Origin of the sequence: Clostridium sp. AM42-4 (genome assembly GCF_003480105.1) — a bacterium.
GTDB lineage: Bacteria > Bacillota > Clostridia > Lachnospirales > Lachnospiraceae > Brotaphodocola.
The window spans coordinates 36,749-61,929 of record NZ_QUIK01000011.1; the positions used below are offsets into that span (position 1 = coordinate 36,749).

At 49.5% G+C, this 25,181-nt stretch carries 26 protein-coding genes and 1 pseudogene; 7 read left to right on the forward strand and 20 right to left on the reverse strand.

The window, feature by feature from the left end:
• Positions 1-141: 141 nt before the first annotated feature.
• Positions 142-951, reverse strand: coding sequence for a LytTR family transcriptional regulator DNA-binding domain-containing protein (locus DW922_RS10115; RefSeq protein WP_195715042.1), 810 nt, complete (start codon positions 949-951; stop codon positions 142-144).
• A gap of 179 nt (positions 952-1,130) precedes the next feature.
• Here DW922_RS10115 and DW922_RS10120 point away from each other — a divergent pair, with 179 nt between their 5' ends.
• Together DW922_RS10120 and efp are read left to right on the forward strand one after the other, a co-directional pair.
• Positions 1,131-2,192, forward strand: a complete 1,062-nt coding sequence (locus DW922_RS10120; protein ID WP_118726459.1) for a tetratricopeptide repeat protein — start codon at positions 1,131-1,133, stop codon at positions 2,190-2,192.
• A gap of 169 nt (positions 2,193-2,361) precedes the next feature.
• Complete coding sequence (gene efp / locus DW922_RS10125; protein WP_118718129.1) at positions 2,362-2,919, forward strand: elongation factor P; 558 nt, start codon at positions 2,362-2,364, stop codon at positions 2,917-2,919.
• Between the two features lie 135 nt (positions 2,920-3,054).
• Here the strand turns inward: efp and DW922_RS10130 are convergent, their stop codons facing one another.
• From DW922_RS10130 to coaBC, 13 genes and pseudogenes are all read right to left on the reverse strand, one after another.
• Complete coding sequence (locus DW922_RS10130) at positions 3,055-3,552, reverse strand: YqeG family HAD IIIA-type phosphatase (RefSeq protein ID WP_118726513.1); 498 nt, start codon at positions 3,550-3,552, stop codon at positions 3,055-3,057.
• Positions 3,553-3,569: 17 nt separating this feature from the next.
• Complete coding sequence (gene nrdR / locus DW922_RS10135) at positions 3,570-4,031, reverse strand: transcriptional regulator NrdR (RefSeq protein ID WP_118718130.1); 462 nt, start codon at positions 4,029-4,031, stop codon at positions 3,570-3,572.
• Between the two features lie 185 nt (positions 4,032-4,216).
• Positions 4,217-4,453, reverse strand: a pseudogene (locus DW922_RS10140) (PRC-barrel domain-containing protein); the annotation flags it as partial.
• A gap of 173 nt (positions 4,454-4,626) precedes the next feature.
• Complete coding sequence (locus DW922_RS10145) at positions 4,627-5,538, reverse strand: MetQ/NlpA family ABC transporter substrate-binding protein (protein ID WP_118726460.1); 912 nt, start codon at positions 5,536-5,538, stop codon at positions 4,627-4,629.
• 79 nt (positions 5,539-5,617) lie between these two features.
• The gene (locus DW922_RS10150; protein WP_182436745.1) at positions 5,618-6,283 is read right to left on the reverse strand and encodes a methionine ABC transporter permease; all 666 of its coding nucleotides are present in this window, start codon (positions 6,281-6,283) and stop codon (positions 5,618-5,620) included.
• Positions 6,273-7,292 carry an ATP-binding cassette domain-containing protein gene (locus tag DW922_RS10155; RefSeq protein ID WP_118718355.1) on the reverse strand — a complete coding sequence of 340 codons (1,020 nt, stop codon included), beginning with the start codon at positions 7,290-7,292 and terminating at the stop codon, positions 6,273-6,275. Before DW922_RS10155 ends, DW922_RS10150 begins: the two co-directional genes overlap by 11 nt.
• Before the next feature lie 374 nt (positions 7,293-7,666).
• The gene (locus tag DW922_RS10165) at positions 7,667-8,095 is read right to left on the reverse strand and encodes an RrF2 family transcriptional regulator (protein WP_118718356.1); all 429 of its coding nucleotides are present in this window, start codon (positions 8,093-8,095) and stop codon (positions 7,667-7,669) included.
• 90 nt (positions 8,096-8,185) lie between these two features.
• Complete coding sequence (gene cysK, locus DW922_RS10170) at positions 8,186-9,118, reverse strand: cysteine synthase A (RefSeq protein WP_118726461.1); 933 nt, start codon at positions 9,116-9,118, stop codon at positions 8,186-8,188.
• Positions 9,119-9,277: 159 nt separating this feature from the next.
• On the reverse strand, positions 9,278-10,564 hold the full coding sequence (locus DW922_RS10175) for an O-acetylhomoserine aminocarboxypropyltransferase/cysteine synthase family protein (RefSeq protein WP_118726462.1): 1,287 nt from the start codon (positions 10,562-10,564) through the stop codon (positions 9,278-9,280).
• 282 nt (positions 10,565-10,846) lie between these two features.
• Positions 10,847-12,256: a dipeptidase PepV gene (gene pepV, locus DW922_RS10180; protein ID WP_118726463.1), complete on the reverse strand. Its 1,410-nt coding sequence runs from the start codon at positions 12,254-12,256 to the stop codon at positions 10,847-10,849.
• Between the two features lie 80 nt (positions 12,257-12,336).
• Positions 12,337-12,783 (reverse strand): GatB/YqeY domain-containing protein, encoded by a 447-nt coding sequence (locus DW922_RS10185; protein ID WP_118543619.1) that lies wholly within the window; start codon positions 12,781-12,783, stop codon positions 12,337-12,339.
• Positions 12,784-12,815: 32 nt separating this feature from the next.
• Positions 12,816-14,408: a peptide chain release factor 3 gene (locus tag DW922_RS10190; protein WP_118543620.1), complete on the reverse strand. Its 1,593-nt coding sequence runs from the start codon at positions 14,406-14,408 to the stop codon at positions 12,816-12,818.
• Between the two features lie 134 nt (positions 14,409-14,542).
• Positions 14,543-15,733 carry a bifunctional phosphopantothenoylcysteine decarboxylase/phosphopantothenate--cysteine ligase CoaBC gene (gene coaBC / locus DW922_RS10195; RefSeq protein ID WP_118726464.1) on the reverse strand — a complete coding sequence of 397 codons (1,191 nt, stop codon included), beginning with the start codon at positions 15,731-15,733 and terminating at the stop codon, positions 14,543-14,545.
• Positions 15,734-15,972: 239 nt separating this feature from the next.
• Between coaBC and DW922_RS10200 the strand changes: the two genes are divergently transcribed.
• The 3 genes from DW922_RS10200 to DW922_RS10210 are packed head-to-tail and all read left to right on the forward strand — an operon-like array spanning position 15,973 to position 17,912.
• Positions 15,973-16,740: a type III pantothenate kinase gene (locus tag DW922_RS10200; protein WP_118718138.1), complete on the forward strand. Its 768-nt coding sequence runs from the start codon at positions 15,973-15,975 to the stop codon at positions 16,738-16,740.
• Between the two features lie 54 nt (positions 16,741-16,794).
• On the forward strand, positions 16,795-17,313 hold the full coding sequence (locus DW922_RS10205) for a response regulator (protein ID WP_243032171.1): 519 nt from the start codon (positions 16,795-16,797) through the stop codon (positions 17,311-17,313).
• Between the two features lie 20 nt (positions 17,314-17,333).
• A complete protein-coding gene (locus tag DW922_RS10210; RefSeq protein ID WP_118726466.1) occupies positions 17,334-17,912 on the forward strand; it encodes a methylated-DNA--[protein]-cysteine S-methyltransferase in 579 nt (192 codons plus the stop codon).
• Between the two features lie 49 nt (positions 17,913-17,961).
• Here DW922_RS10210 and DW922_RS10215 read toward each other — a convergent pair whose 3' ends face one another.
• The 4 genes from DW922_RS10215 to DW922_RS10230 form a co-directional block, all read right to left on the reverse strand.
• A complete protein-coding gene (locus DW922_RS10215) occupies positions 17,962-19,068 on the reverse strand; it encodes a J domain-containing protein (protein ID WP_118726467.1) in 1,107 nt (368 codons plus the stop codon).
• Positions 19,069-19,294: 226 nt separating this feature from the next.
• A complete protein-coding gene (locus DW922_RS10220; RefSeq protein ID WP_195715043.1) occupies positions 19,295-20,338 on the reverse strand; it encodes an aminotransferase class V-fold PLP-dependent enzyme in 1,044 nt (347 codons plus the stop codon).
• A gap of 149 nt (positions 20,339-20,487) precedes the next feature.
• Positions 20,488-21,513 (reverse strand): DUF362 domain-containing protein, encoded by a 1,026-nt coding sequence (locus DW922_RS10225; protein WP_118718141.1) that lies wholly within the window; start codon positions 21,511-21,513, stop codon positions 20,488-20,490.
• A 125-nt stretch (positions 21,514-21,638) separates the two neighbouring features.
• Positions 21,639-22,178: a histidine phosphatase family protein gene (locus tag DW922_RS10230; protein WP_118726469.1), complete on the reverse strand. Its 540-nt coding sequence runs from the start codon at positions 22,176-22,178 to the stop codon at positions 21,639-21,641.
• A gap of 280 nt (positions 22,179-22,458) precedes the next feature.
• Here DW922_RS10230 and sigG point away from each other — a divergent pair, with 280 nt between their 5' ends.
• The gene (sigG, locus tag DW922_RS10235; RefSeq protein ID WP_118726470.1) at positions 22,459-23,235 is read left to right on the forward strand and encodes an RNA polymerase sporulation sigma factor SigG; all 777 of its coding nucleotides are present in this window, start codon (positions 22,459-22,461) and stop codon (positions 23,233-23,235) included.
• 69 nt (positions 23,236-23,304) lie between these two features.
• On the opposite strand, the gene DW922_RS10240 is transcribed toward sigG, so the two are convergent.
• On the reverse strand, positions 23,305-23,487 hold the full coding sequence (locus DW922_RS10240; protein WP_118726471.1) for a hypothetical protein: 183 nt from the start codon (positions 23,485-23,487) through the stop codon (positions 23,305-23,307).
• Between the two features lies 1 nt (position 23,488).
• The gene (locus tag DW922_RS10245; protein ID WP_118726472.1) at positions 23,489-24,658 is read right to left on the reverse strand and encodes a glycoside hydrolase family 43 protein; all 1,170 of its coding nucleotides are present in this window, start codon (positions 24,656-24,658) and stop codon (positions 23,489-23,491) included.
• On the opposite strand from DW922_RS10245, the gene DW922_RS10250 reads away from it, so the two are divergent.
• A complete protein-coding gene (locus DW922_RS10250; RefSeq protein WP_118718146.1) occupies positions 24,649-25,122 on the forward strand; it encodes a LysR family transcriptional regulator substrate-binding protein in 474 nt (157 codons plus the stop codon). The two genes, DW922_RS10245 and DW922_RS10250, sit on opposite strands and share 10 nt — an antisense overlap.
• The last annotated feature ends 59 nt before the right edge of the window (positions 25,123-25,181 follow it).

Consider the following 25,181-nt stretch of genomic DNA (forward strand, 5'->3'; position numbering starts at 1 on the left):
TTTATGTTTTCTGACTTTTTTGTCATCCTTTGGAAAAATACAGTTTTCTACTTTAATTATACAGAAATAGACTTCTTCATTCAATGTTTTCTGCATGAAAGGCATGAATATTGACATCGAAAACTTATTTTTGAAATTTTCCTACTGCAGCCGCTCTAACAGCATTTCTCTGGTTTCCCGGTACTTCTTCACCGGAATTGGAATCCGCGTCCCGTCGATCAGTACCACCTCATATTTCTTGATCCGGGAAATGCACTCCGTGTTGATAACATAGCTCCGGTGCACTGCCGCAAACCTCTCATCTGCTTTCTTCTGAAACTCTGTTAATGTCATACGCACTGGTATTTTCGCTCCGGAAAGAAAAGCAATGATGCTTATGCGTCCGCCTGCCTCCACATAAAGAATCTCAGATAAAAGAAAGATGTGTTCCCGGTCCTCCAGATCTGTAGCCATCAGCTTGGTTTTATCTGTCAGTGTACTAAACCGGCGCATTAGATATTTATGCGCCATTCTGCCCATGGTGCTGGGAAACATCTCATCTCCCGCTGTTTTCAGTTCGCCCAGCGGATTGGAAATATGCATATGACAGATTTTCAGTTTCCCATCTCTCTGCTCCCAGACAAACGTGCAGCGTTGCTGCACCTGAAGGAAAAATTCCACACGCTCATCAGTCGTAACCAGATAACGCCCTGCCACCGTACAGACATTTCCACTGTTTTGCACTACAAAAAAATCCTGTTCCATTAAATGGCATGGTTTTAAATCCCGCATAGTACCCCGCAGATCTTCCGCAGTCGCTTCCCTCCCGACAATAAACTGCTTCTGCAGTGCCCCGGTCCATAATACATCCTCATCACAGTAAGACAGTACCAGTTCCGGATTCAGCTGCCAATACTGCATCAGGCACTCCCGCGTCAGTTCCAGTGCCTCCTGCGCCACCTTTTTTTGCATAAGCATTTCTCCTCTCTGTCCTAAAAATCCGCTGTTATTGTCATAAATTATAGCATTTTACCATCTCTAATGTCAAAGTTTTGCTATTTTTATTGAGTTTTTAGATTACTTGTGATACCCTGAGGTTATTAATCCATAATTTCAACCCTTATGAACCTGCATAAGAGAAAGGGGCATTTATGAAACATCATTCTACAGGCCGCCGCGGTCTTTTCTTTAAAATCAACGCACGAAAAAAGGGGATTGCCTTGATTCTCATTGTATCTCTGGCGCTCCCCTACGTGTCCACTGCATTTCTGGAACAGTATGAACAGCACCGGTCGCATCAGGCAGCCGAACAGCTTCAGGAAAAGCAGCAGCTGTCACTGGACGAGCAAAATGCTGCCCTGGATCATTTTTCTGAACTTGTGACCCAGAGCAATTATGATGAAGCACTTGATGAAATCAATCATCTGCTTGCACTGGACAGCGCTAATCCCCAGTATTACCTGAAACGAGCCGGACTTTATGTCCTGTTAAACCGGTCCGATGAAGCCATGGCCGATCTGGAAACCACTATCCGCCTGGCCCCGGATCTCTACGATGCAAGACAGCTCCGGGCACAGCTACTGGAGGAAAACGGCAAATACGCCGAAGCCCGTACCGACTACGAAACCATGTACCAGATTGATCCATCCCAGACGGATGTACTGATGTACATCGCAGACTGTTACCAGCAGCAGATGGACTACGAAAATGCCATCACCGCTTACAACAATGCGGAAAAAGCACTCCCGGAATATGCCGATGCAATTGCCTATGCCCGCGGTGTCTGCCGTTATTCCCTTGAAGATTTTGAGGGTGCCCTTGCCGATTTTCAGAAATATGCCATCGCAGAGCCAGAGGACGGAGAACTAAATTTCCTCATTGGCTCTTCCTACATGAACCTGGAACAGGAAGAAGCCGCGGAAAGCTATCTCCGAAAAGCCTATGAACAGGGTGCTTACCTGGCTGAATGCAATTTCTACCTTGGTTCCATCAGCATGAACCGGGAAGACTATAAAACGGCTATTCCGTATTTCACTGCCGCAATCGAGGGAAACTGCTTTGCGGATTTTGCCTTCTACAACCGCGGAGTCTGCTATCTTCATACAGATGAAGCCGGTCTGGCCAAAGCTGATTTTGAGTATGTGATGGAACATTCCACGGATTCTCAGCTCATGTCCGATACCAAAGATATCCTGGACCAGCTCAGCCGATAACCCGCGGCAGGACCAAACGCCAGTCCGGATGCAGAAAAAATACCGCAAAAGCCCCTGCTAACCGCGGCAAAACACGGCAAAACACGAAAAAACAGTTGAAAAACAGCGGTTTTTAGTATAGAATATAGTAGATTAATAGCGAGTACGCAAATTCAAGGAGGAATATCACATGATTTCAGCAGGTGATTTTAGAAACGGCATTACCCTGGAAATCGAGGGTGCAGTATACCAGATTGTAGAATTCCAGCACGTAAAACCAGGTAAGGGTGCTGCTTTCGTAAGAACCAAAATTAAAAACGTTATGACCGGTTCCGTAGTTGAGAGAACCTTCCGTCCGACCGAGAAGTTCCCGTCTGCAAGAATCGACCGCGTAGATATGCAGTATTTGTACGAGGACGGCGATCTGTACAACTTCATGAACATGGAGAACTACGAGCAGATGGCTCTGACTTCCGACGTGATCGGTGACGCATTAAAGTTCGTTAAGGAGAACGAGGTTGTTAAGATCTGCTCTTACAACGGCAAAGTATTCTCCGTAGAGCCGCCGTTATTCGTAGAGCTCGAGATCACCAACACCGAGCCGGGCTTCAAGGGCGATACCGCACAGGGCGCTACCAAGCCGGCAACCGTTGAGACTGGCGCAACCGTATACGTTCCGCTGTTCGTTGACAACGGTGATAAGATCAAGATTGACACCCGTACTGGTGAGTATCTGTCCAGAGTTTAATACTCCGCACATTTTTGATCAAATATTAAACAAAAGAGGCGATTCCCACACAGCATGGGAACCGCCTCTTTTTTGTTGTACTGCATATTGTGGAAGTGCCAGTAGCACATTCTCGGATTTTCTAATCTTCTGATCTTACTTGTTGTGCTTCCTGTAAAAATAAAGCACAACCGCTTCCAGGTACCGTTTTAACACGATCTGGATCTCTTCCTTCGGGTTGATCGGCTTTACCAGGATTCCATAAATCCCGGCCCGGTTCGCCCCGTACACGTCGGTAAATAGCTGGTCGCCCACAAACAGGACCTCTTCCTTGCAAAGTCCCATTTCCTGTACCGCCCGGTTATAATTTTTCACTCCCGGCTTTCCTGCCTTGTAAATATAGGGGGAATGGACCTGGTCCGCAAAGGATTTCACCCGCGGCTCCTTGTTATTGGACAGAAGGCATGTCTGGAAACCAAGCGCATGCAGCTTTTCAAACAGTGCGATCGCACGGCTGTCTGCCGGAGCACCGTGTGGAACCAGTGTATTGTCGATATCAAACAAAACGCCCCGGATTCCTTTTCTTTTCCACTGCTCCCAGTCGATCTCGTAGGTGCTGTCCAGCCATTCTTTCGGGTAAAATGGTTCTAATATCACGTTTCTTTTCCTGCCTACTTTCGTTTATTTTCCAGAAGCTTTCCAAGCTCCTCCATAAAGGTATTCACATCTTTAAATTCCCGGTAAACGGACGCAAAACGCACATAGGCCACCTCGTCCAGCTGCTTTAATTTCTGCATGACGAGTTCTCCAATCTCGGAGCTTTCTACTTCCCGGTCCTCCATGGTAAAAATCTGGTTTTCAATCTCGTCGATCATCTGGTTGATCTGCTGAATGGACACCGGACGCTTATGGCAGGAATGAACAACTCCAGCCTCGATCTTGGAACGGTCATACGGTTCTCTGGTCTGATCCTTTTTGATGACCATGAGCGGCATGGTTTCCAGTTTTTCATATGTAGTAAAACGCTTTCCGCAGACCACGCACTGACGACGGCGGCGGATGGAACTATTGTCCTCTGCCGGTCTCGAATCAATGACCTTGGTATCGGCTGCGTTACAAAACGGACACTTCAAAATTTTTCCTCCTGCGCAATTCTTTGTTTCTATTTTAACCCATCTGAACCTTCTTCGCAAGCAAATTCGGTTTCATGCCCTTTCCATGATACGGTTCAGGCATCGTGCAAACGAAAACAGCACCGATGCTTCCCCTCCAAACAAGTAAACTGCTGTCGTATGACGCACAGGCCAATGTAATCCCCTTACTCGCATTTGCACGGTTTTTCAATGTCCTTTAGCTTTTTTACTTCCACCAGAATGATATCGCTGCCGATCTGACACACATTCTTAAATGGAATGATATATTCCTTTTCCCGTCCGAAGATCCCGCACAGGCACCCCGGCCCCGGAACGATCAGATGCGTGATACAGCCGGTTTCCGGATCAAACTCCACATCGCCCACAAAGCCCAGCTTTTTGCAGTCACAGATATTGATGACTTCTTTTTTTTTAGATCAAAAATACGCATAGCCCACATCCGGAACCTGAAATTCCTTACTGTAGTCTATGCGTATCATCTTCTGTTTGTCACCGCACCCGCCTGTCATTTTTTCAGCGGCTGTAAACGGCGATCAGCATTTTTTCAATTCATACCTTGTTTAGGACTCTTTGATTAGAATAACGGAACAACAGCGCCCTCGTAGGTCTGCTCGATGTACTCTTTCACTGCATCGCTGGTCAGAGCCTCCATGAGTGCTTTGGTCTTCTCATCCTCTTCCTTGCCCTCCTGAACAGCTACGACATTGCCGTAGGTGGTTGCTGCCTCAGAGTCAGAAGCCTCAACGGCCAATGCGTCAGATACCTTTAAGCCAGCCTCGATCGCGTAGTTACCGTTGATAACTGCAATGTCAACATCCGGAAGAGAACGCGGAACCTGTGCTGCCTCAACCTCCAGGATATCCAGGTTCTTCGGATTCTCCACAATGTCGGTCTTAGTTGCCTTTAAGCCTGCACCATCTTTCAGCTTTAACAGGCCCTGTGCTTCCAGAAGAAGCAGTGCACGTGCCTCGTTGGTTGCATCGTTCGGTACAGCAACCTTTGCGCCGTCTGCCAGCTCGTCTAAGGATGCGGTCTTGCCTGCGTAGATGCCGAACGGCTCATAGTGGATCTTGCCTGCACTGACTAACTTGGTCCCTCTCTCCTCATTGAACTGCTCCAGATACGGAAGATGCTGGAAGTAGTTTGCATCCAGATCGCCTGCATCCAGTGCCATGTTCGGCTGTACATAGTCGGTATACTCAACGATCTTAAGATCGTAACCCTTCTTTGCAAGCTCTTCCCTTGCAGCCTCCAGAATCTCTGCGTGAGGAGCCGGGCTTGCGCCTACGGTCAGTTCCTTTAAATCATCGGTCTTTGCTTCTGCTTCGCTGCTCTCAGCCTCTGCGCCAGACTCTGCTGCGGTAGTCTCTGCTGCCTCTGACTTTGTCTCTGCTGCAGTGGTCTCAGCCGGTTTGCTGCCGCCGCATGCGGTCAGGGCTGCTGCTGCTAAAAATGCTGCTGCGATTACACCAATGTTCTTTTTCATAATACTTATCCTCCTCGATAAATAATTTTGATTTATATGGCCTTTGGCCGACAGCCGTTTGCGGCTGCTAAATCCCGTTTTAACGGATTCTCTTGTCACTCTTTCTTGCCAGTCTCATGCCGATCTCCTGGATGATCTGAACGATGATGACCAGGATTGCCACAGTCACCAGCATGATGTCGGTCTCATAACGGTAATAACCATAGTTGATCGCGATACCGCCCAGGCCGCCTCCGCCGACTGCACCTGCCATAGCGGAATAGCCAAGAATGGTCGTGGTCGAGATTGCCGCGCCGATCAGAAGGGACGGCTTTGATTCCGGGAGCAGCACTTTCCAGATGATCTGGAAGGTGGAGGCACCCATGGATTTTGCTGCCTCGATCACTCCGGCATCGATTTCCTTAAAGGATGATTCTACCATGCGGGCAATGTAGGGAGCCGCAGATGCCACAAGCGGCGGCACCACTGCTTTCCAGCCAAGGCTCGTTCCCACGATCTTTCTGGTCACTGGGATCATCATGATCAGAAGAATGAGGAATGGAACGGAGCGGAGCAGGTTGATGACCAGGCCAAGCACCTTCTGCAGCACCGGCACCGGACGGATTCCTTCTTTGTCGGTCACCACCAGGATGATGCCAAGCGGAATTCCGATGATATAGGAAACCACGGTGGAAATGATCACCATACATAAGGTTTCCCCGATTCCATTGCGGATCAGTTCTAAGATCTGCTGACTAAATAACATCGCCATTCACCTCCTCAAACGGTACCTGTACGGTTTTTAAGTAATGCAGGGCACGCGCTGCATCTGCCTCATCCTCCGGAAGCTGAATGATCATCTGCCCGTAGGCCGTGCCTCCGATGTCTTTTGTCGATGCGTACAGAATGTTCACCGGCACCTTGCTTGCCAGGATCATGTTGGCCAGAACCGGTTCCATAGAGGAGCGCCCGTCGAAGGTAATGCGGATCTTTCTGGAGTTGTCAAATTTCACATTTTCCACTGCATCGCCCAGGATCAGCTGGCGGCCAATCTTCGATTTCGGCTCGGAGAAGATTTCCGATACCCGCCCGGATTCCGCGATCTGGCTGTGGTCGATGATAGCAACCCGGTCACAGATTGCCTCAATAACTGCCATCTCGTGAGTGATCACGATCACCGTAATGCCAAGGTCCCGGTTGATCTGCTTGATGAGTTCGAGAATCGATTTGGTGGTGTTCGGGTCCAGTGCGCTGGTAGCTTCGTCGCAGAGAAGCACCTTCGGGTTAGTGGCAATGGCACGGGCAATGGCTACCCTCTGCCGTTGTCCGCCGGAAAGCTGAGCCGGATATGCCTTTGCCCGATCCTCCAGGCCAACCAGCTTTAAAAGCTCCATGGCGCGTTCCTTCGCCTGCTGTTTTGGAACTCCTGCGATTTCCATAGGGAAGCACACATTTTTCAGAATGTTTCGCTGCGCCAGCAGATTGAACTGCTGGAAGATCATGCCCATGGACTGCCGCGCCTTGCGCTGGCCTGCTTCGCTCAAAGCCGCCAGATTTTCTCCCTCAAAAAGTACTTCCCCGGAGGTAGGGATCTCCAGCATGTTGATGCAGCGCACCAGCGTGCTCTTTCCGGCTCCGGAAAGTCCGATAATACCAAAGATCTCACCCCGGCGGATTTCCAGGTTAATGTCATCTAAGGCTTTAACCGGACCATTCGCCGTCTTAAATTCCTTACCCATGTGCTTTAACTCGATGATGGTTTCCTCGAATGCCATGATATTTTCCTTTCCTGTATGCGAAAATAAAGGAACATTGCTGTCCAGAAATTCTGCCAGATACAATAGCAGCTTCACACATTCCATGATATAACAAAAGCCGCAAAACCTGCAAAGGCTTGCGGCAATTAGAATGCGTCTCTTCTATGATTCTTTCAGCTTCTTCTATGCTCTTTCCTGACCCTGCAGATTATGGATGAATTTGATCGCACACGAACATACGGCACATGTTCATCATCATGCCGCACATCATAGCCATATTCATCTGCATGGTCTTAAACTGAGTCATAACTGGTTCCTCGTTTCCGTAGTTTGTATTTTCTACCTTATGTGGCGTATTGTACGCCAGGTTAGTAGGTTTGTCAAGATTATCTTTAAATAATGTAGTCCCCACCATCTTCGGTCTGCATCAGGTCGGCGATGGTATAGCTGTCAAAGAAATCATTGATCACATGGTTGAGACGGTTCCACATGGGAAGGGTCCTGCAGTGTGATGACATGGAACAGGGTTTAGACCCCGGCTCCAGACAGGCAACCGGCACAAGCGGGCCCTCTGTCAGGCGCAGGATCTCGCCCACTTTATAATCTTCCGGGGCGCGGGTCAGGCGGTATCCGCCGCCTTTTCCCTGTGCACCTTCTACAAAGCCTGATTTGGACAGATTGGACATGATCGATTCCAGGTATTTCTGGGAAATTTCCTGGCGCTCAGCCACCTCCTTTAACGGAGTAAAAGCCCCGGTGGTATGTTCTGCCAAGTCCACCATCACGCGCAGTGCATATCTTCCTCTTGTTGAAATCATCATAATCCCCAAACCATCCTTCTCTATTTTCTCTTTCACTGTCGCGCAGGCTGTTTTGCGTATCACAAATCACAGGCTGCAAAACCTTCTGTCTTAGTCTGCAAATAATGGGGTGGACAGATAGCGGTCTCCGGTATCCGGGAAAAGCACAACGATCGTCTTACCCTCATTTTCCGGGCGTTTTGCCAGTTCAATGGCTGCCCATACAGCAGCACCGGAGGAAATTCCTACCAGCACGCCTTCATTTTTACCAATTTCCTTGCCGGCCGCAAACGCGTCATCGTTGCTGACCGGAATGATCTCGTCATAAATTTTTGTATCCAGCACATCTGGAACAAAGCCAGCGCCGATTCCCTGGATCTTATGCGGTCCTGCCACACCGGTAGAAAGCACTGCAGAAGAAACCGGTTCTACTGCAACAACCTTCACATCCGGGTTCTGGGACTTTAAGTAACGGCCGGTTCCGGTAATGGTTCCGCCAGTGCCGACACCTGCTACGAAATAGTCTACTGCTCCGTCGGTGTCTGCCCAGATCTCCGGTCCTGTGGTCTCGAAATGAGCCTGCGGGTTTGCCGGGTTTACGAACTGTCCGGTTACAAACGCACCCGGGATCTCTTTGGCGATCTCATCGGCCTTGGCAATCGCGCCCTTCATGCCCTTTGCTCCCTCAGTCAGTACCAGCTCTGCGCCATAAGCTTTCATTAACTGGCGGCGTTCCACAGACATGGTCTCCGGCATTACAATGATGATGCGGTATCCGCGTGCTGCTGCCACAGATGCAAGACCGATTCCGGTGTTTCCGGAGGTCGGCTCAATGATCACGGAGCCTGGCTTTAACTGGCCGCTCTTTTCTGCCGCATCGATCATCGCTTTTGCAATACGGTCCTTTACGGAGCCTGCCGGGTTAAAATACTCAAGCTTTGCCAGGATTTTCGCCTTTAAACCTAATTTCTTTTCGATATGGGTAAGCTCCAGAAGCGGAGTTTTTCCAATCAGCTGATCTGCTGAAGTATAGATATTTGCCATGATGATCTCCTCCTTGTGCTGCATTGTGTCTATGGTCACTGCCCACGCGCTGCACAAACAGTTGTGGATTTTGCATCCTGCAGTCTATGTTGGGGGGGGAAAACTGCAGGATACCTTATCCTTTTCTTTGTAACGATCTTATATTTTGTTTTGTATTCTTTACTTTACTGCCTCAAAGCCATGCTTTAAGTCATCAATGATGTCATCAATATGCTCGGTACCGATAGAAAGACGGATGGTGGTTGGCTTAATGCCGCATGCCAGCAGGCCTTCCTCGTCTAACTGGGAATGTGTGGTGGATGCCGGATGGATAACCAGGGATTTTACATCTGCCACATTTGCCAGCAGGGAGAATAACTCCAGGCTCTCGGTAAACTTCTTTGCGGTGTTTACATCGCCCTTGATCTCAAAGGTAAAGATAGAACCTGCACCATTCGGGAAGTAGTGGTCATACAGCTCTTTCTGGCGGCCGGTTGCCAGGGACGGATGGTTTACTTTTTCTACCTGCGGATGATTCTTTAAGAAATCAACAACCTTTAAGGCATTCTCTACGTGACGCTCTACTCTTAAGGACAGAGTCTCCAGGCCCTGCAGTAACAGGAAGGAGTTGAACGGGGAAATGGTAGCACCTAAGTCTCTCATCAGCGTGGTGCGGAGCTTGGTGATGTAAGCAGCATTTCCGCATGCTTCGGTAAATACGATACCATGGTAAGACGGGTTCGGTTTGCTTAATCCCGGGAACTTATCGTTCTGGGCCCAGTCGAACTTACCACCGTCTACGACAACACCGCCCATTACGATACCATGGCCGCCCATGAACTTGGTAGCGGAATGTACTACGATATCAGCACCATGCTCGATCGGACGTAACAGATACGGGGTTGCAAAGGTGCTGTCCACGATAAGCGGAATACCATGACGGTGTGCAATGGCTGCGATTGCTTCCAGATCTACCACATCGGAGTTCGGGTTGCCAAGTGTCTCGGAATACAGCAGCTTGGTGTTTGGCTGGATTGCTTTCTCGAAGTTTTCCGGATCGGACGGATCAACCAGGGTAGCGGTGATTCCCTGCTCCGGCAGTGTGTTCTCAAACAGGTTGGTGGTTCCGCCGTACAGGTTGGTGGAGGATACAATGTGGTCTCCTGCCTTTGCGATGTTCTGGATCGCATAAGCGATCGCTGCGGAACCAGATGCGGTAGCCAGTGCTCCGATACCACCCTCTAAGGCTGCAACTCTCTTCTCGAATACATCGGAGGTCGGGTTCATCAGACGAGTGTAGATATTGCCCGGCTCACTTAAAGCGAAACGTCCTGCTGCCTGTGCGGAATCTTTAAATACATAAGAAGTGGTTGCGTAGATCGGTACTGCTCTGGAATCGGTTGCCGGATCTGCATTCTCCTGTCCTACGTGAAGCTGAAGGGTCTCAAACTTGTAATTTTTGCTCATGGTATGTACCTGCCTTTCCTATTCGTCTTTCACTGGTCTTACGTCTGTTTGATTTTTTAATCACCCTGCATTTCCGTAGGTGATTCGATGTTTTGTATTATAACTACCTTTACCTACTATGTCAATAGGTTTATAAGTATTTTTATTTAAATACAAAAAGGGTGAGTAAACATGATTTTTCATCCTTACTCACCCTCTGCTATTTTGTTGCATAAACGATATCATACGGGATTTTCCGCCCAGAAAATCCTTACTGTTCCTGCGTTGCCAAACAACATCCCATTATTTGCAAAGGTCCACGATGGCCTGTGCAAAGATCTTGGCACTTACCACCAGCTCATCCACAACCGCGAACTCGTCCGGACCGTGCATCTTGTTGTCGGTTTCCGGCATCGCTGCACCGAATGCCACGCCATTTTTCAGATTATGCACATATGTGCCGCCGCCCATGGACTGGCACTCGCCCTTGCGGCCTGTGTACATTTCAAAAGCTGCAAGAAGTGTCTTTACAAATTTGGAATCGCCCGGCACATGATGTGGCGGAGTCATCTCTTTATTTAACAGGGTCAGACCCTGCTCTGCCATGCGGCTTCTCACAACCTCAAGCACGTTGTCATTATTTCCGCATACCGGCACACGGCCATCAAATTCCCCGTCCAGGCTTCCGGCATCGACCGTCAGCATATTAAAAGATAAGGTCAGCTTTCCGGAAAGCTCATCCTCCATGGATACGCCAAGCGTCTGTCCGTTTACATCGCCGTGCGGGATCAGGGCTGCTGCCTTGCGCACCATATCGATCTGCTCACACGGTGCAAATGCCAGCTTTCCAAGGAATACTAAAAGTCCGGTCAGCGCGTTGTTTCCCACCTCCGGAGTCGATGCGTGCGCACCAATTCCGGTTGCTGTTACCGTAGTGACTGCTCCCTCAACCGCAAAATCGAAGCGGATCCCGGTTTCTGTCTCTGTCTCAGCCGCAGCTGTTTCTAACACATCTGCCGTAAAGCCTTCCACGACAGCCTTTGCCTTTCCTGGAACCACGTTGACCTTGGTTCCCGCCTGAATGGAAACCAGCTTCGGGAGTGCATCCGAGCAGGCGAATTTTGCAGTGAAGTGGCCAGGGAAACGTCCTTTTTCTGTATTTACCAGCGGATAAGCTGCATCCGGGGAAAAAGTCATTGGTGCTTCCTTTTCCTGGCTGTAATAATACTTGATATCGCTGCTGCCGCACTCTTCATCCGTACCAAGGATCAGGCGGACATTTTTCTTAAGCGGGATGCCAAGCTCTTTGACTGCACGCATGGCATACAGTGCTGCCACAGCCGGACCTTTATCATCTGCAGTACCGCGGCCGTAAAGCTTTCCGTCTTTTACAACCGGTTTGAACGGTTCTGTCACAGTCCAGCCCTCTCCTGCCGGAACAACATCCAGATGTGCCAGGATATCCAGCTGGTGCGGAAGTTCATTCATATCCACGCAGCCCACATATCCGTCATAAGAGCAGGTTTCAAAACCGTAACCCTCTGCCATATCCAGAGCCGTATCCAGACACTCTGCGGCACCCGGGCCAAACGGCATGTCCATATCTTCTTCCTCCGGCATCTTTTCACTGTTGATGCGGCAGAGTTCACAGATATCCTCGATCATCTCATCTTTGTGAGCGTCCACCCAGGCGCTGATTTTCTCTTTGTACATAAGATTAACCCCCAAAGTCTATTATTTTTGTCATTTTACAGCATTTCGCTGTTATTCACACAAATGCGTCCAGAAATGATTTATTTCATCATGCCGGCAAGAGTCTGGTTTACCAGCTTACCATCTGCTTTGCCTTTTACCTTCGGCATCAGAACCTTCATGATCTTGCCCTTGTCTGCCCCGGTCGGCTGCTCAATGCCAAGCTCTGCAAGAACTCCTTTGATCACCTCCGTGATCTGCTCTACGTTCATATCTTCCGGAGCGAACTCTTTGTAAACGGCAAGTCTTGCAGCAGCCTCCTCGCGGATGTCGGTACGGTCTGCCGGAGCCATGTCGTAGGTTTCCTGGGTCTGGCGGATTTCCTTCTTTACTACTGCGTTCTCTTCATCCTCAGTCAGCTCCTCGCGCTTGTCGATCTGCGCGTTCTTCAGTGCGGAAAGCAGCATGGACAGGGAGTCTTTTCTAGCCTTGTCTTTTGCCTTCATTGCCTCTACCATTGCAGCTCTTACTACGTCAATCTTGCTCATGATTTATTTCCTCCATATATTTTTTATGACTTCTAGTTACGCCCGAACTCACTCAGCTTTAATCCCGGGTTACGGTCCTCTACCATGCCGATACTCCAGCTGTTGACAAAGATCAGAAGCGGGTTGTCCTTTAAGTCCTTGATGCGCTTCATGTCGGAGGTACCCTGGATCTTGGCCACATCGATCTCGTCCTTGTTCTCGATCCAGCGGATATACTCGTACGGCAGCTTCTCCAGCTTCACCTCTACATTGTACTCATTCTCCAGACGGTAAGTCAGAACCTCAAACTGCAGCTCACCGACTACGCCGACGATGATCTCTTCCATACCGGTGTTGAACTCCTGGAAGATCTGGATCGCGCCCTCCTGGGCGATCTGGCTGACACCCTTTAAGAACTGTTTGCGCTTCATGGTGTCGATCTGGCGCACGCGTGCGAAATGCTCCGGTGCGAAGGTCGGGATGCCCTCGAACTCAAACTTCTCGTTGGAGAGACATAAGGTATCACCAATCGAGAAAATACCCGGATCGAACACACCGATGATATCGCCTGCATATGCTTCCTCGACGATCTTTCTGTCCTGCGCCATCATCTGCTGCGGCTGGGACAGGCGGATCTTCTTGCCGCCCTGCACATGGTTTACTTCCATGCCGGCCTCGAACTTGCCGGATACGATACGCATAAACGCGATACGGTCGCGGTGTGCCTTATTCATGTTTGCCTGGATCTTGAAGACAAACGCGGAGAAATCGTCGTTAAACGGACTGATTTCTCTTGTGATCGCCTTTCTCGGCAGCGGGGAGGTTGTCATCTTCAGGAAATGCTGCAGGAAAGTCTCGACACCGAAGTTGGTCAGTGCGGAACCGAAAAATACCGGGGATAAATTACCGCGGCTGACACGTTCCTGGTCAAACTCATCGGCAGCGCCATCCAAAAGCTCGATCTCATCTAACAGCTGCTGGTGGTAATCGGCTCCGATCACCGCCTCGACATCGGTTCCCTCTACCGGGAAGGTCTGGGAATCGATCTCCTTCTGTCCGCCCATGGCAGCCGTGAAGGTGGTAATGGTCTTCTCGTGGCGGTCATACACACCCTTGAAGTTCTTTCCACAGCCGATCGGCCAGTTGATCGGGCAGGTGCGGATGCCAAGCACGTTCTCAATCTCATCCATCAGCTCAAACGGGTCGCGTGCCTCGCGGTCCATCTTGTTGATAAAAGTAAAGATCGGGATGCCTCTCATGACACAGACCTTGAACAGCTTAATGGTCTGTGCCTCAACACCCTTGGAACCGTCGATGACCATGACTGCACTGTCGGCCGCCATCAGGGTACGGTAGGTATCCTCAGAGAAGTCCTGGTGTCCCGGGGTATCCAGAATGTTGATGCAATAGTTATCGTATTCAAACTGCATAACAGATGAGGTTACGGAAATACCTCTCTCCTTCTCGATCTCCATCCAGTCGGATACGGCATGCTTTGCGGCCTTTCTTCCCTTTACGGTACCAGCCAGGTTGATGGCACCTCCGTAAAGCAGGAATTTCTCCGTCAGGGTTGTCTTACCGGCATCCGGGTGGGAAATGATCGCAAAGGTTCTTCGTTTCTTGATTTCTTCTGTTATATTCGACAAAAGTTTGTCCTCCGTTCTATATTGTACATTCGAAATTTCCGAATGTATATAAGGTGAAAGCGTTCTGAATCTATCCGCTTTTATTTTTCGTTCCAAACTTACAGTTTACCAGACACACACCGCTTTTGCAAGGACTAAGCATGTGGAAAAATACGATTTAACAGTTCGTGTGCCACGGCATCCTTGCTCATCAACTCCAGCTCCTCAGCGCCGTCCTTCGTGATAACGGTCACGATGTTGGTATCGGTGCCGAATCCGGCCCCGGCAGTCCGCAGACTGTTGGCCACGATCATGTCCACCTTTTTCTTTGCAAGCTTCGCCTGGGAATTCTCCAGCATATTCTGGGTCTCCATAGAGAAACCACAAAGCACCTGCCCCGCTCTCCGGTGCGCACCCAGCCATGCCAGAATGTCATCCGTGCGCTCCAGCTCAATGTTCATGTTGCCATCACTCTTTTTGGTCTTCTCCGCACCCACAACCGCCGGTCGGTAATCGGCTACCGCTGCCGCCTTGATGATGGCATCCTGCTGCTCACTGACCGAGGTCACGGCATCGAACATATCCTTTGCGCTGACTACCGGCACCAGCTTCACGCCGAGCGGTGCTTTTAGATCCACCGGTCCGCTCACCAGCGTCACCTCGGCGCCTCTCCTTGCGGCTGCCCGCGCGATGGCATAGCCCATTTTTCCGGTAGAATGGTTGGTGATATAACGTACCGGATCGATCGCCTCCCTGGTCGGTCCGGCTGTCACCAGAACCGTCTTTCCGGCGAGGTCCTTCTCACAGGCAAGCTCCTGCAGAATGTATTCAAATAAAGTCTCCGGCTCCGGCATCTTTCCGGCTCCGGTGTCGCCGCAGGCCAGGTAACCGCTCGCCGGGTCAATGACATGCATGCCATATTTTCTGCAGATTTCCAGATTGTCCTGCGTGATCTGGTTTTCGTACATCTGGGTATTCATGGCCGGCACGATATATTTCGGCTTTTTGCATGCCAGAAACGTGGTCGTCAGCATGTCATCGGCCAGGCCATGGGCCACCTTGGCGATCACATTTGCCGTAGCAGGCGCGATCATAAAAATATCTGCCTGCTTCGCCAGCGATACATGCTCCACCTGGAACTCAAAATTCCGGTCAAAGGTATCCACCAGGCATTTCTGCCCGGTCAAGGTTTCAAACGTCGTCGGGGTAATAAAATTGGTAGCATTCTGTGTCATGATCACGCGCACATTCGCATGCTGCTTCACCAGCATGCTTGCCAAGCTTGCGATCTTGTAAGCAGCGATCCCGCCGCTGACACCCAGCACCACAGTTTTTCCTTTTAACATAAGAGTCAAAGCCTCCTCATTTTTCATACAAACAGTCTTGTAAGTATATCATATTTCAACCGCCAATAAAAGGGGCAGAAACGACAAGACGCGTGTATTCCGATTGTCTTTCCCTGTAAAATATGGTAGGATTGTAGATAATCTATACGTCTGTACCTTTGCTGTGCAGACCCAAAAAAATTCGGCTGCAAACAAACGTTTCATTGCTGCAGACAATAAAGAAAAAAGGAGCTTCATCCATGATTTTAGCACTGGATATGGGAAATACCAACATTGTTATCGGCTGTATCGATTCCCAGAAAACCTATTTTGTAGAGCGCGTCACCACAGACCACGCAAAAACCGGCACTGAGTATGCCATCAACATCAAGAACATTCTGGAAATCCACCAGATCAATCCATCCGACATTGAAGGGGCCATTATGTCGTCTGTCGTTCCGCCGCTCAACGCACCGATTTCTTCTGCCGTAAAGAAGATTTTAGGTTATCATCCCATGCTGGTCGGCGCTGGTATCAAAACCGGCATGAATATCATCATGGATAACCCGAAGACTGTGGGAAGCGACATGATCGTAGACGCCGTTGCAGCGATCCGCGAATACCCGGGGCCGATCATCATCATCGATATGGGAACCGCAACAACCATGTCCGTGGTTGATAAAAGCGGAAATTACATCGGCGGAATCATCTATCCGGGTCTCCGGGTCTCCTTAGACTCCTTAAGCAGCAAAACGGCACAGCTGCCATCCATCAGCCTTGACATTCCAAAGCGTGTCATCGGGAAAAACACCATTGACTGTATGCGCAGCGGCATCATGTACGGCAATGCCGGCATGATCGACGGAATTATTGACCATATGGAAGAAGAAATCGGCGAACCAGCCACAATCATTGCGACCGGCGGACTTTCCCGCTTTGTGGTTCCGCTCTGCCGCCACAAGATCATTTACGACGATGCCCTTCTGCTAAAGGGGCTCATGATCCTTTACGAAAAAAACAAGGCATAGTTTATCCTGCACATATGCAGGAAACAAACAGCATCAGGGCATAGCAGCATAAGCGTGGATTTCACAGGGGGCTTCTATTGCACCCCGATGAACGGCATCCTCGGCTTTACCTTGGAAATTCCAATGGAACTGGATCCGAATCCACCTGCTGCATCCGAACAACGCGAGGAAACCTTAACCTTAAACGGTCTGCGCATTCTTCTGGTCGAAGATAACGACTTAAATCTGGAGATTGCACAATATTTGCTGGCGCATGCCGGTGCCAGCGTCGACACTGCACACAATGGAAAAGCTGCTGTCAAAAAATTTCTGGAAGCCCCTGTCGGCTATTACGACATCATCCTTATGGATGTCATGATGCCGGAAATGAACGGACTGGAAGCCACACAGGCAATCCGTTCTTCCGGGCACCCGCAGGCTGCTTCCGTCCCCATCATCGCCATGACCGCCAACGCATTCTCCGAAGATATCCGCCGTTCCAAGGAAGCTGGAATGAATGCGCATCTGGCAAAGCCGATTGATGAAAAACGGCTGATACATGTGATCTTGCATTTTACGAGGCAGAAGCAGTAGCACTACATGGGGGATTTTTTATGATATACACATCCACCTATTTTTCGCCCCTCGGGACGCTCCTGCTTGCAGCTGATTCGGCAGGTCTTACCGGACTGTGGCTGGAAAATGGGAAATATTTTGCAGATACTTTAGAGAACAAAGAATATAAAAAAATTGAGAAGACTCCGACCGGCAGTGCTGCTGCCGGTCAGAAAGAAGCTTCTGAAATTCTTACTGATACCCGCCGTTGGCTGGATCTCTATTTTCAGGGAAAGGAACCCGATTTCACACCAAAGCTTCATCTGACCGGCTCCGATTTCCGCATGGAGGTCTGGAAGCTGCTGCTGGAAATTCCCTATGGACAGACCGTTACCTACGGAGCTCTTGCCAGGAAACTGGCCGACCGGCATGGACTCGCAAAAATGTCAGCCCAGGCTGTCGGCGGCGCTGTCGGGCATAATCCGGTTTCCATTATCGTGCCTTGCCACCGGGTGGTGGGCACGAATGGAAGTCTGACCGGATATGCAGGCGGGATTGGTAATAAAGTAAAGCTGTTGGAATTGGAACATACTGATATGAGCAGGTTCTTTATCCCCCAAAAAGGGACTGCACTGTGAAATAATCCACTCTATAGATCAGTCATTTCACACACAAGTCCCTTCTCATTTACGCGGCGTGAAATCCGCCCTTCTTTCCACTGCTGGCCTTCTCAAATTCTTTCAGTTTCGCAAGTGCTTCTGCCGACAGATTCGTCGGCACTTCAATCTGAACGGTGACATATAAGTCGCCAAAGGTCTTCGGGTCACGCATATTGGCTACGCCTTTGCCCTTCAGACGGATCTTGGAACCAGACTGGATTCCCGGTTTGATGTGGCAGGATACCCGTCCATTTAGCGTCTGGATGATTGCTTCCCCACCAAGAACTGCTGTCGTAAACGGAATGTTGGCTGTCGTATACACATCTGCTCCTTTTCTGGTAAATCCAGGTTTTTCACTGACATGAATGCAGATCAAAAGATCTCCGGCCTGTGCGCCGCCGATTCCGGCACCGCCTTTGCCCTGCAGACGGATGCTCTTGCCATCCTCCATACCAGCTGGAATATGAAGTTTTAAGGTCTGCTTGCGTCCATCCGAGCCGGTCAGTGTGATGATCTTATCGCAGCCAAATGCTGCCTCATCAAACGTAACCGTCAAGTCGGAAGTTACATCCTGACCACGGCTCTGGAAGCCACTGCTGTCAAAACCACCATGGAAGCTGCTTCGTCCGCTTCCTCCAGATTGATTGTTCGAGCCAGTGCCTTTCTGCCTGCTTCCGTGTCCACCGAACATACCTCCGAACATGCCACCAAAAATATCGTCCATATCTTCCGGATTGCCCTCAAAATGGAACTCCTGATAGCCGCCGTTTGGATCACCCGAAAAACCGTGAAAACCACCTGTACCGCCGGAAAATCCGTGGAAGCCGCCGCCAAAACCACCGGCTCCACCACCGAATCCACCAAAGCCGCCATATCCTCCGGCTGCTGCCTTCGGATCAAACCCGGCTTCAAACGCTGCCGCGCCAAACTGGTCGTAGAGTTTCTTTTTCTCCGGATCACTTAAAACGTCATATGCTTCATTGATTTCTTTAAACCGTTCTGCTGCCACGGTATCATTCGGATTGCTGTCTGGATGATACTTCTTTGCCAGCTTACGGTATGCTTTCTTTATTTCTGCGTCACTCGCTGTTTTGGAAACACCGAGAACTTCATAAAAATCTTTCTTTGCTGCCATATTTCTCACCTTACCTTCTGAAGCGGCTACTGCCTGAAGAAAAATGTTATTGTTGTCGTTATAGTTTTGTTCTATTTGTATTATAACACGCATTTTCCAAATAACAAGGGGAGGGAGAAAAATTAACACAAAAAACACATTTTTAATTGCGCTGCATATCGGGAAGGCACTAGTAACGCATCTGCTGATTCAGGAAATTCCTGCCTGCAAATCGTAACCCTTTCCGCTATTCTCTTCTCAGCAATTCACACAGCTTCTCCACGTTTTCCTCCTGTGTTGCCCAGCTTGTCGCAAAGCGGATGACTGTATGGGTTTCATCAGCCTTTTCCCAGAAGCTGTACTCCACCTCATTTCCTAATGCTTCCAAGCGGGAGTTTTCCATAATACAGAAGACCTGATTGGTCGGAGATTCCAGATACAGCGGAATTCCGGCTGCTTTTATCGTATCCTGAATCTTTGCTGCCAATGCAACCGCTGTTTTTCCAATCTGCTCATAAAGGTGCTCCGTAAACAAAACATCAAACTGGATTCCCAGGATTCTTCCCTTTGCCAAAAGCGCACCATGCTGCTTGATGATTGTGAAGAAATGCGGGATCTGTCCGGCTTTCGGAATCACAACCGCCTCGCCAAACAATGCTCCGCACTTGGTGCCGCCAATATAGAAAACATCACATAACCCGGCCAGGTCCTGCAGGGAAACATCGTTTGCGGGAGACGCAAGCGCGTACGCCAGACGGGCGCCGTCCACATAAAACGGGATCTGGTATTCACGGCAGACGCTGCTGATATCCTCTAATTCCTTTTTGGAGTAAAGCGTGCCGTACTCCGTCGGCTGGGAAATGTAAACCATACCAGGCATGACCATATGCTCGTGGTTTTCATCGCTCCAAAATGTTTTCAGGTATGCACGGATTTCCTCTGCCGAAAGCTTCCCAAGCTCATGAGGCAGCGTCAGCACCTTGTGCCCGCTATGCTCGATTGCACCCGCCTCGTGCATGCTGACATGACCGGTATCTGCAGCAATCACACCCTGGTAAGACTGCAAAAGTCCATCGATCACCGTAGCATTGGTCTGGGTTCCTCCAACCAGAAAATACACCTCTGCATCCGGCGCCTTGCAGGCCTCGCGGATCTTCTGCTTTGCAGACTCCGTGAAGGAATCCGTTCCATAGCCCGGAGATGCCAGAAAATTGGTTTCCTGTAATGTTTCTAAAATAGAAGGATGCGCACCTTCCATGTAGTCACTTGCGAATGATAATTTTGTATTCATAATCGTTTCTCCTAAATATATCGGTCAAATTCTACAGACTGTTTTATTTTACTTCATAAAAGCTTCCTTATCAACAAAAAGGTCCGGGAAAAGCATTCCTTTTTCGCGCTTTCCCGGACCTCTCTCCATTTTATGAAAAGATCAATCTCTTATTTGCTGTATTTGATTTTTCTTACCTGGCCAAACGGTACTACACCCTCAACAGCCTTTGCTGCATCGATCACCTCATCATCGTTATCGAGGTCGATCAGACGATAGCGGTTATTGCCCATGCCCATTTCCTTCATATAGGAAAGCTGGCGCATGCTGTGGCGGGTGAGCATGCGCTTTGTCAGAGCCTTGTGCTCGTCCTCTTTCATGGCAAAGACCATATCCACGCAGGCCTGATCTGCTGCCAGAATATCTGCAGATGCCACAATGCCCACATCCGGGGTAACAACCGGCTTTGCTGCAACGCCTTCGCAGTCACAGGAAACAGACATGTTGCGCATCACATTTACAAATGCAATGTGGTCACCAAAATGGTCAACAACAGACTTTGTAGACTCGGTGATCCGCTCCATCAGCTCCTCCGTAGCAATGCTCCACATATTATCAGAACCTTCTACCGTGTGGATCATCGCCTTGCCGACTCTTCCGTCTGCACAGCCAATACCAATGTTCTTGTTTGAACCGCCGAAGCCGCCCATCACATGACCCTTAAAATGAGTCAGGACAAGCAGGGAATCATAGTTTAACAGATTCTTGCCAACGCTCATCTCGGTAAACCATTTGCCATCTTTAACCGGAAGCATGGCAGTTCCGTCCTCATCCATAATGTCGACCGGGCAGAAAGTCCAGCCATTTACCTTTAAGGTCTCCCGATGCTGCTCGGTGGTATAGCGGTCTCCCTCGTAGTAAGTGTTGGTCTCCACAATGTTTGCATCCGGAAGCTCGTAAGCCAGAAGCTCCTTTACCCACGGACGCGGGATGATATTCGGACCGTTCTTCTCACCGGTGTGAAGCTTCACGCCGGTCTTTCCGGAAATATGCTCCTTGATGCGGTTATAAACCTTCTTTAACCCTTCCTCGGAAAGGTCTCTGGTAAAATAAACGACGGACTCCTCGCCGGTTCTCTGGTCATATGGTACATACTGGTCGCCATTGGTTGCTGCAACTGGTTTCTGGTCGCTCATAGATAAATCCTCCTTTTTTACCATTCTAAAGATATCATAACTCCTAAACCCAGCTTTACGTCAAGTGTTTGTTTTATATTTTTCCAGCCATTGCATACGCTCATTCTGCTGCTTTACGAGAATTCTCAGAAGTCGTACCGCACAACCTCACAGTTTTTCACACCATACGCCGCGAACTCCTCGTTTGTCATATCCGTAAAATAGGACTGTACTACCCGGGCAATTCCATTATGCGCCACCAGAATATAGGTTTTCTCATCCGACTGCGCCTTGATCTCATCCAGCAGATTGTAAATCCGCTGGGCCAGACGCAGCATGGACTCGCCGCCCTCATAGCTGCACGCAAATGACTGCTTCGCCTGCCGAAACTCGGCTCCTGTTCTCGGTGTCGATTCCCATTTGCCAAAATTCTGCTCTTTTAGGCGCGGCTCCACCCGGGCCGGAATTCCGGTCATCTCAGAAATATGCTTTGCCGTATCCGCTGCACGCATCAGCGGGGAATACAGAATTTCGTCCGCATGAATCTGCTCCTCCAGAATCTTTTTTCCTGTTTCTATCGCCTGTTTGTGTCCCAGGTCCGTCAGGGCAATATCGGTTGCCCCGCAGATTTTTCCTTCTACATTCCAGATGGTCTGGCCGTGTCTTACAAAATAAAAATGTCCCATTGTTCTTTGCTCCTTTATCCAGTTCTGCCCGCTGCACACTTGTCTCATTTCCGTTATGATACCGGATTGTTTCACCTTATGCACTGCAGGTATTCTGACTTTATCATAAACAACCTTTCTCCTAATTGCAATGTAAAATCCAGTTTCTGGAAGCGCCATCAACGTATAAATCCCCTCATTTCCGTAAATCATCTTTATAGAAAACAAATGTAACGGTTCATAACAAAATCTCATGCTGAATCGTTACAGCCCATAAACATCATCTGCGGAGGTAAGGAACATGGCAGGCTACAAAGTGGAAATCTGCGGAGTCAATACGGCGAAGCTGCCCCTGCTTACGAACGAGGAAAAAGATGCATTATTTCAGCGCATTTTGGATGGCGATGAGGACGCCAGAGAACAGTACATCAAAGGAAATTTACGGCTGGTCCTAAGCGTGATCCAGCGTTTTTCCAGCAGCAATGAAAATGTCGATGACCTGTTTCAGATCGGCTGCATTGGCCTGATCAAGGCCATTGACAATTTTGATATCACCCAGAATGTCCGGTTTTCTACGTACGCAGTTCCCATGATCTTAGGGGAAGTGCGCCGGTATCTGCGTGACAACAATTCGATCCGGGTCAGCCGTTCGCTCCGGGATACCGCCTACAAAGCCATCTATGCAAGGGAAGGACTGACCCGCAAAAACTCCCGCGAACCAACCCTCATGGAGATTGCCCAGGAAATCGGAATCAGCAAAGAAGAGATCACCTATGCGCTGGATGCCATCCAGAGTCCGGTCAGCCTATATGAGCCGATCTTTACCGATGGCGGTGACCCGCTCTATGTCATGGACCAGATCAAAGATAAAAAGAGTTCCGAGGAAAGCTGGGTCGAAGAAATCTCTCTGCGGGAAGCCATGGACCGGCTGCCGAAGCGGGAACGGCACATCATAGACCTTCGTTTTTTCGAGGGAAAGACCCAGACCGAGGTGGCAGAAGAAATCCATATCAGCCAGGCACAGGTGTCAAGGCTGGAGAAGAACGCGCTGAAAAGCATGCGGAATTATTTGAATTGAAACAGCTACCCAAAAAGCACAACAGGGCGCAGCTTTTTTCAAGCTGCGCCCCGAAGGCATTACGATTTTCTATTTCATTTCCAGATTTAATCCATCTTTGGAGAATACATGCGCTACAGTTCCGTCAAACGTGAACTGAACATTTGCACCAATGGAAAGGTTCTGACCCTTATCCAGGTTCATGGTATCTACAATAATGATTGTGTCTTTTCCGCAGACCGATGCATGCAAGTGTACCGCGCTTCCCATCATCTCAGCTACTTCGATGGTTCCGTGGATTCCATTCTGACCTTCTGCCAGCAGTGTACCAGGAGGGCCTGGGTGCGGGTGTCCTCAGCCTTGCGTCATTTCCATAAAGCCGCAGGTAACCTGGCCGCTCCGTTAAGGTGTAGAACGGAGTCTTCACCGGACGGCGCATGCACCAGATCATGTCCAGAACCGGATCTTCAAAGTTATCTACCCGGCTCTTAAGCGGCGGCCGCCATTCGTCCAGATCCGGCTTACGCTCCATGGGATTTACCATGCCGTTGTGGTTGTCCACGATCGGCCAGTTATCGTAATCCCAGGCCATAGGGATCATGCAGACCTCCCGGCCAAGATTAAACTGTGCGTCCTTGTTGCGGTCTGGTTCGCGGATCCATTTTCTTGGCAGGTACCGGTCATAATCCTCTATGTATTTCTGATATGGACGGATACCAAGAAGAACCATATACCACTCACCCTTCTGGGTTTCGATCAAGTCTCCGTGTCCAACCACCGCAATGCCGAGGTCATTATTCAGCCGGACATTGCGGTTTGTCACGATCGGGTTTCTTGGACATGGTTCGTAAGGTCCCAGAAGCGTTTCGCTGCGGTAAATGTTCACGCAGTGGTTAGTCTGGGTTCCTCCGCTGGCCGTCATCAAATAGTACATCCCGTGAATCTCATAAATATGAGGAGCCTCTGTAAACAATGTATGATCCACATTGGAATCGAAGATAATGTGCTTTTCCCCACAAATCTGAAAGGTTTCCGGATCCAGTTCGCAGGCGTAAATGACCTTATGATATGGAAACTTCAGATCTTCCGGAATTAAATTGCTGCAGTACCACATTTTCCCATCCTGGTCAAAGAACAGAGACGGATCGATTCCATCGGCTCCCTCAATAATCACCGCATCGGACCATGGACCTGCCGGATCTTTCGCCGTCACAATATAGTTATAACGGTAAGTCCGTCCCTGCACATCCAGTGTATTAATGATATAAAACGTACCTTCATGATACCGGATCGTAGCTGCCCACAACCCTTCCGAGCTGTCGCAGTTTCTGAAGTCCAACTGATCCGGTCTCGAGATCGCGTTTCCGATCTGCTCCCAGTGAACCAGGTCCCGGCTCTGAAACACCGGCAGCCCCGGAAAATAATAAAAAGAGGATGTTACCATATAAGCATATCGTCTACCGGCATATCCTGTACGAGCCCTTCTATCTGTGCGTTCCAAGGACCCACCCGCTGGCCTACCAGGACAAACGCGCTCCGGAAAACTATCCAGAGATTTCCCTGACGGAATTTAAGGATGACCTGTTTACCCTGGTACGCAGGACCTCAACCCTGCGCGCTGTTATCGACCGGCTTTTCGTGAAAGCCGGATTCAAACCGAAGCTGCTGTTTGAATCCATCAGTATGCGGACCATGCAGCGCCTCGCCGCCAATGGACAGTGCTGTTCTATTATTCCACGCTATTATGCCATAGAAGATGATGATGTAGCCTATTTCACACTCGGGCCGGAATCCTACTGGGAGCTGTCTACTGCCTATGCAAAAAACCATTATATCAATGCCGCCATGGAAACATTTATCCGCATGGCCGCCGACTACTGGCTGGCGCACCCTTATATCGAATATTAATCATCCTGATGTCCTAAGAATCATCGGATACACACTGGCATCTTCTCCATATGCACCGC

Bases quoted from the DNA above. Each gene is read 5' to 3' on its own strand.
- DW922_RS10120 (WP_118726459.1), top strand. From the start codon at position 1,131: ATGAAACATCATTCTACAGGCCGCCGCGGTCTTTTCTTTAAAATCAAC.
- DW922_RS10210 (WP_118726466.1), top strand. From the start codon at position 17,334: ATGATATACACATCCACCTATTTTTCGCCCCTCGGGACGCTCCTGCTT.
- DW922_RS10215 (WP_118726467.1), bottom strand. From the start codon at position 19,068: ATGGCAGCAAAGAAAGATTTTTATGAAGTTCTCGGTGTTTCCAAAACA.
- DW922_RS10155 (WP_118718355.1), bottom strand. From the start codon at position 7,292: ATGGCATTCGAGGAAACCATCATCGAGTTAAAGCACATGGGTAAGGAA.
- cysK (WP_118726461.1), bottom strand. From the start codon at position 9,118: ATGGCAAATATCTATACTTCAGCAGATCAGCTGATTGGAAAAACTCCG.
- DW922_RS10245 (WP_118726472.1), bottom strand. From the start codon at position 24,658: ATGGTAACATCCTCTTTTTATTATTTTCCGGGGCTGCCGGTGTTTCAG.
- DW922_RS10175 (WP_118726462.1), bottom strand. From the start codon at position 10,564: ATGAGCAAAAATTACAAGTTTGAGACCCTTCAGCTTCACGTAGGACAG.
- DW922_RS10240 (WP_118726471.1), bottom strand. From the start codon at position 23,487: ATGATGGGAAGCGCGGTACACTTGCATGCATCGGTCTGCGGAAAAGAC.
- pepV (WP_118726463.1), bottom strand. From the start codon at position 12,256: ATGTACAAAGAGAAAATCAGCGCCTGGGTGGACGCTCACAAAGATGAG.
- DW922_RS10230 (WP_118726469.1), bottom strand. From the start codon at position 22,178: ATGGGACATTTTTATTTTGTAAGACACGGCCAGACCATCTGGAATGTA.
- DW922_RS10220 (WP_195715043.1), bottom strand. From the start codon at position 20,338: ATGAATACAAAATTATCATTCGCAAGTGACTACATGGAAGGTGCGCAT.
- sigG (WP_118726470.1), top strand. From the start codon at position 22,459: ATGGCAGGCTACAAAGTGGAAATCTGCGGAGTCAATACGGCGAAGCTG.
- coaBC (WP_118726464.1), bottom strand. From the start codon at position 15,733: ATGTTAAAAGGAAAAACTGTGGTGCTGGGTGTCAGCGGCGGGATCGCT.
- DW922_RS10165 (WP_118718356.1), bottom strand. From the start codon at position 8,095: ATGATGATTTCAACAAGAGGAAGATATGCACTGCGCGTGATGGTGGAC.
- DW922_RS10150 (WP_182436745.1), bottom strand. From the start codon at position 6,283: ATGTTATTTAGTCAGCAGATCTTAGAACTGATCCGCAATGGAATCGGG.
- DW922_RS10250 (WP_118718146.1), top strand. From the start codon at position 24,649: ATGTTACCATATAAGCATATCGTCTACCGGCATATCCTGTACGAGCCC.
- DW922_RS10115 (WP_195715042.1), bottom strand. From the start codon at position 951: ATGCAAAAAAAGGTGGCGCAGGAGGCACTGGAACTGACGCGGGAGTGC.
- DW922_RS10185 (WP_118543619.1), bottom strand. From the start codon at position 12,783: ATGAGCAAGATTGACGTAGTAAGAGCTGCAATGGTAGAGGCAATGAAG.
- DW922_RS10145 (WP_118726460.1), bottom strand. From the start codon at position 5,538: ATGAAAAAGAACATTGGTGTAATCGCAGCAGCATTTTTAGCAGCAGCA.
- efp (WP_118718129.1), top strand. From the start codon at position 2,362: ATGATTTCAGCAGGTGATTTTAGAAACGGCATTACCCTGGAAATCGAG.
- DW922_RS10225 (WP_118718141.1), bottom strand. From the start codon at position 21,513: ATGAGCGACCAGAAACCAGTTGCAGCAACCAATGGCGACCAGTATGTA.
- DW922_RS10200 (WP_118718138.1), top strand. From the start codon at position 15,973: ATGATTTTAGCACTGGATATGGGAAATACCAACATTGTTATCGGCTGT.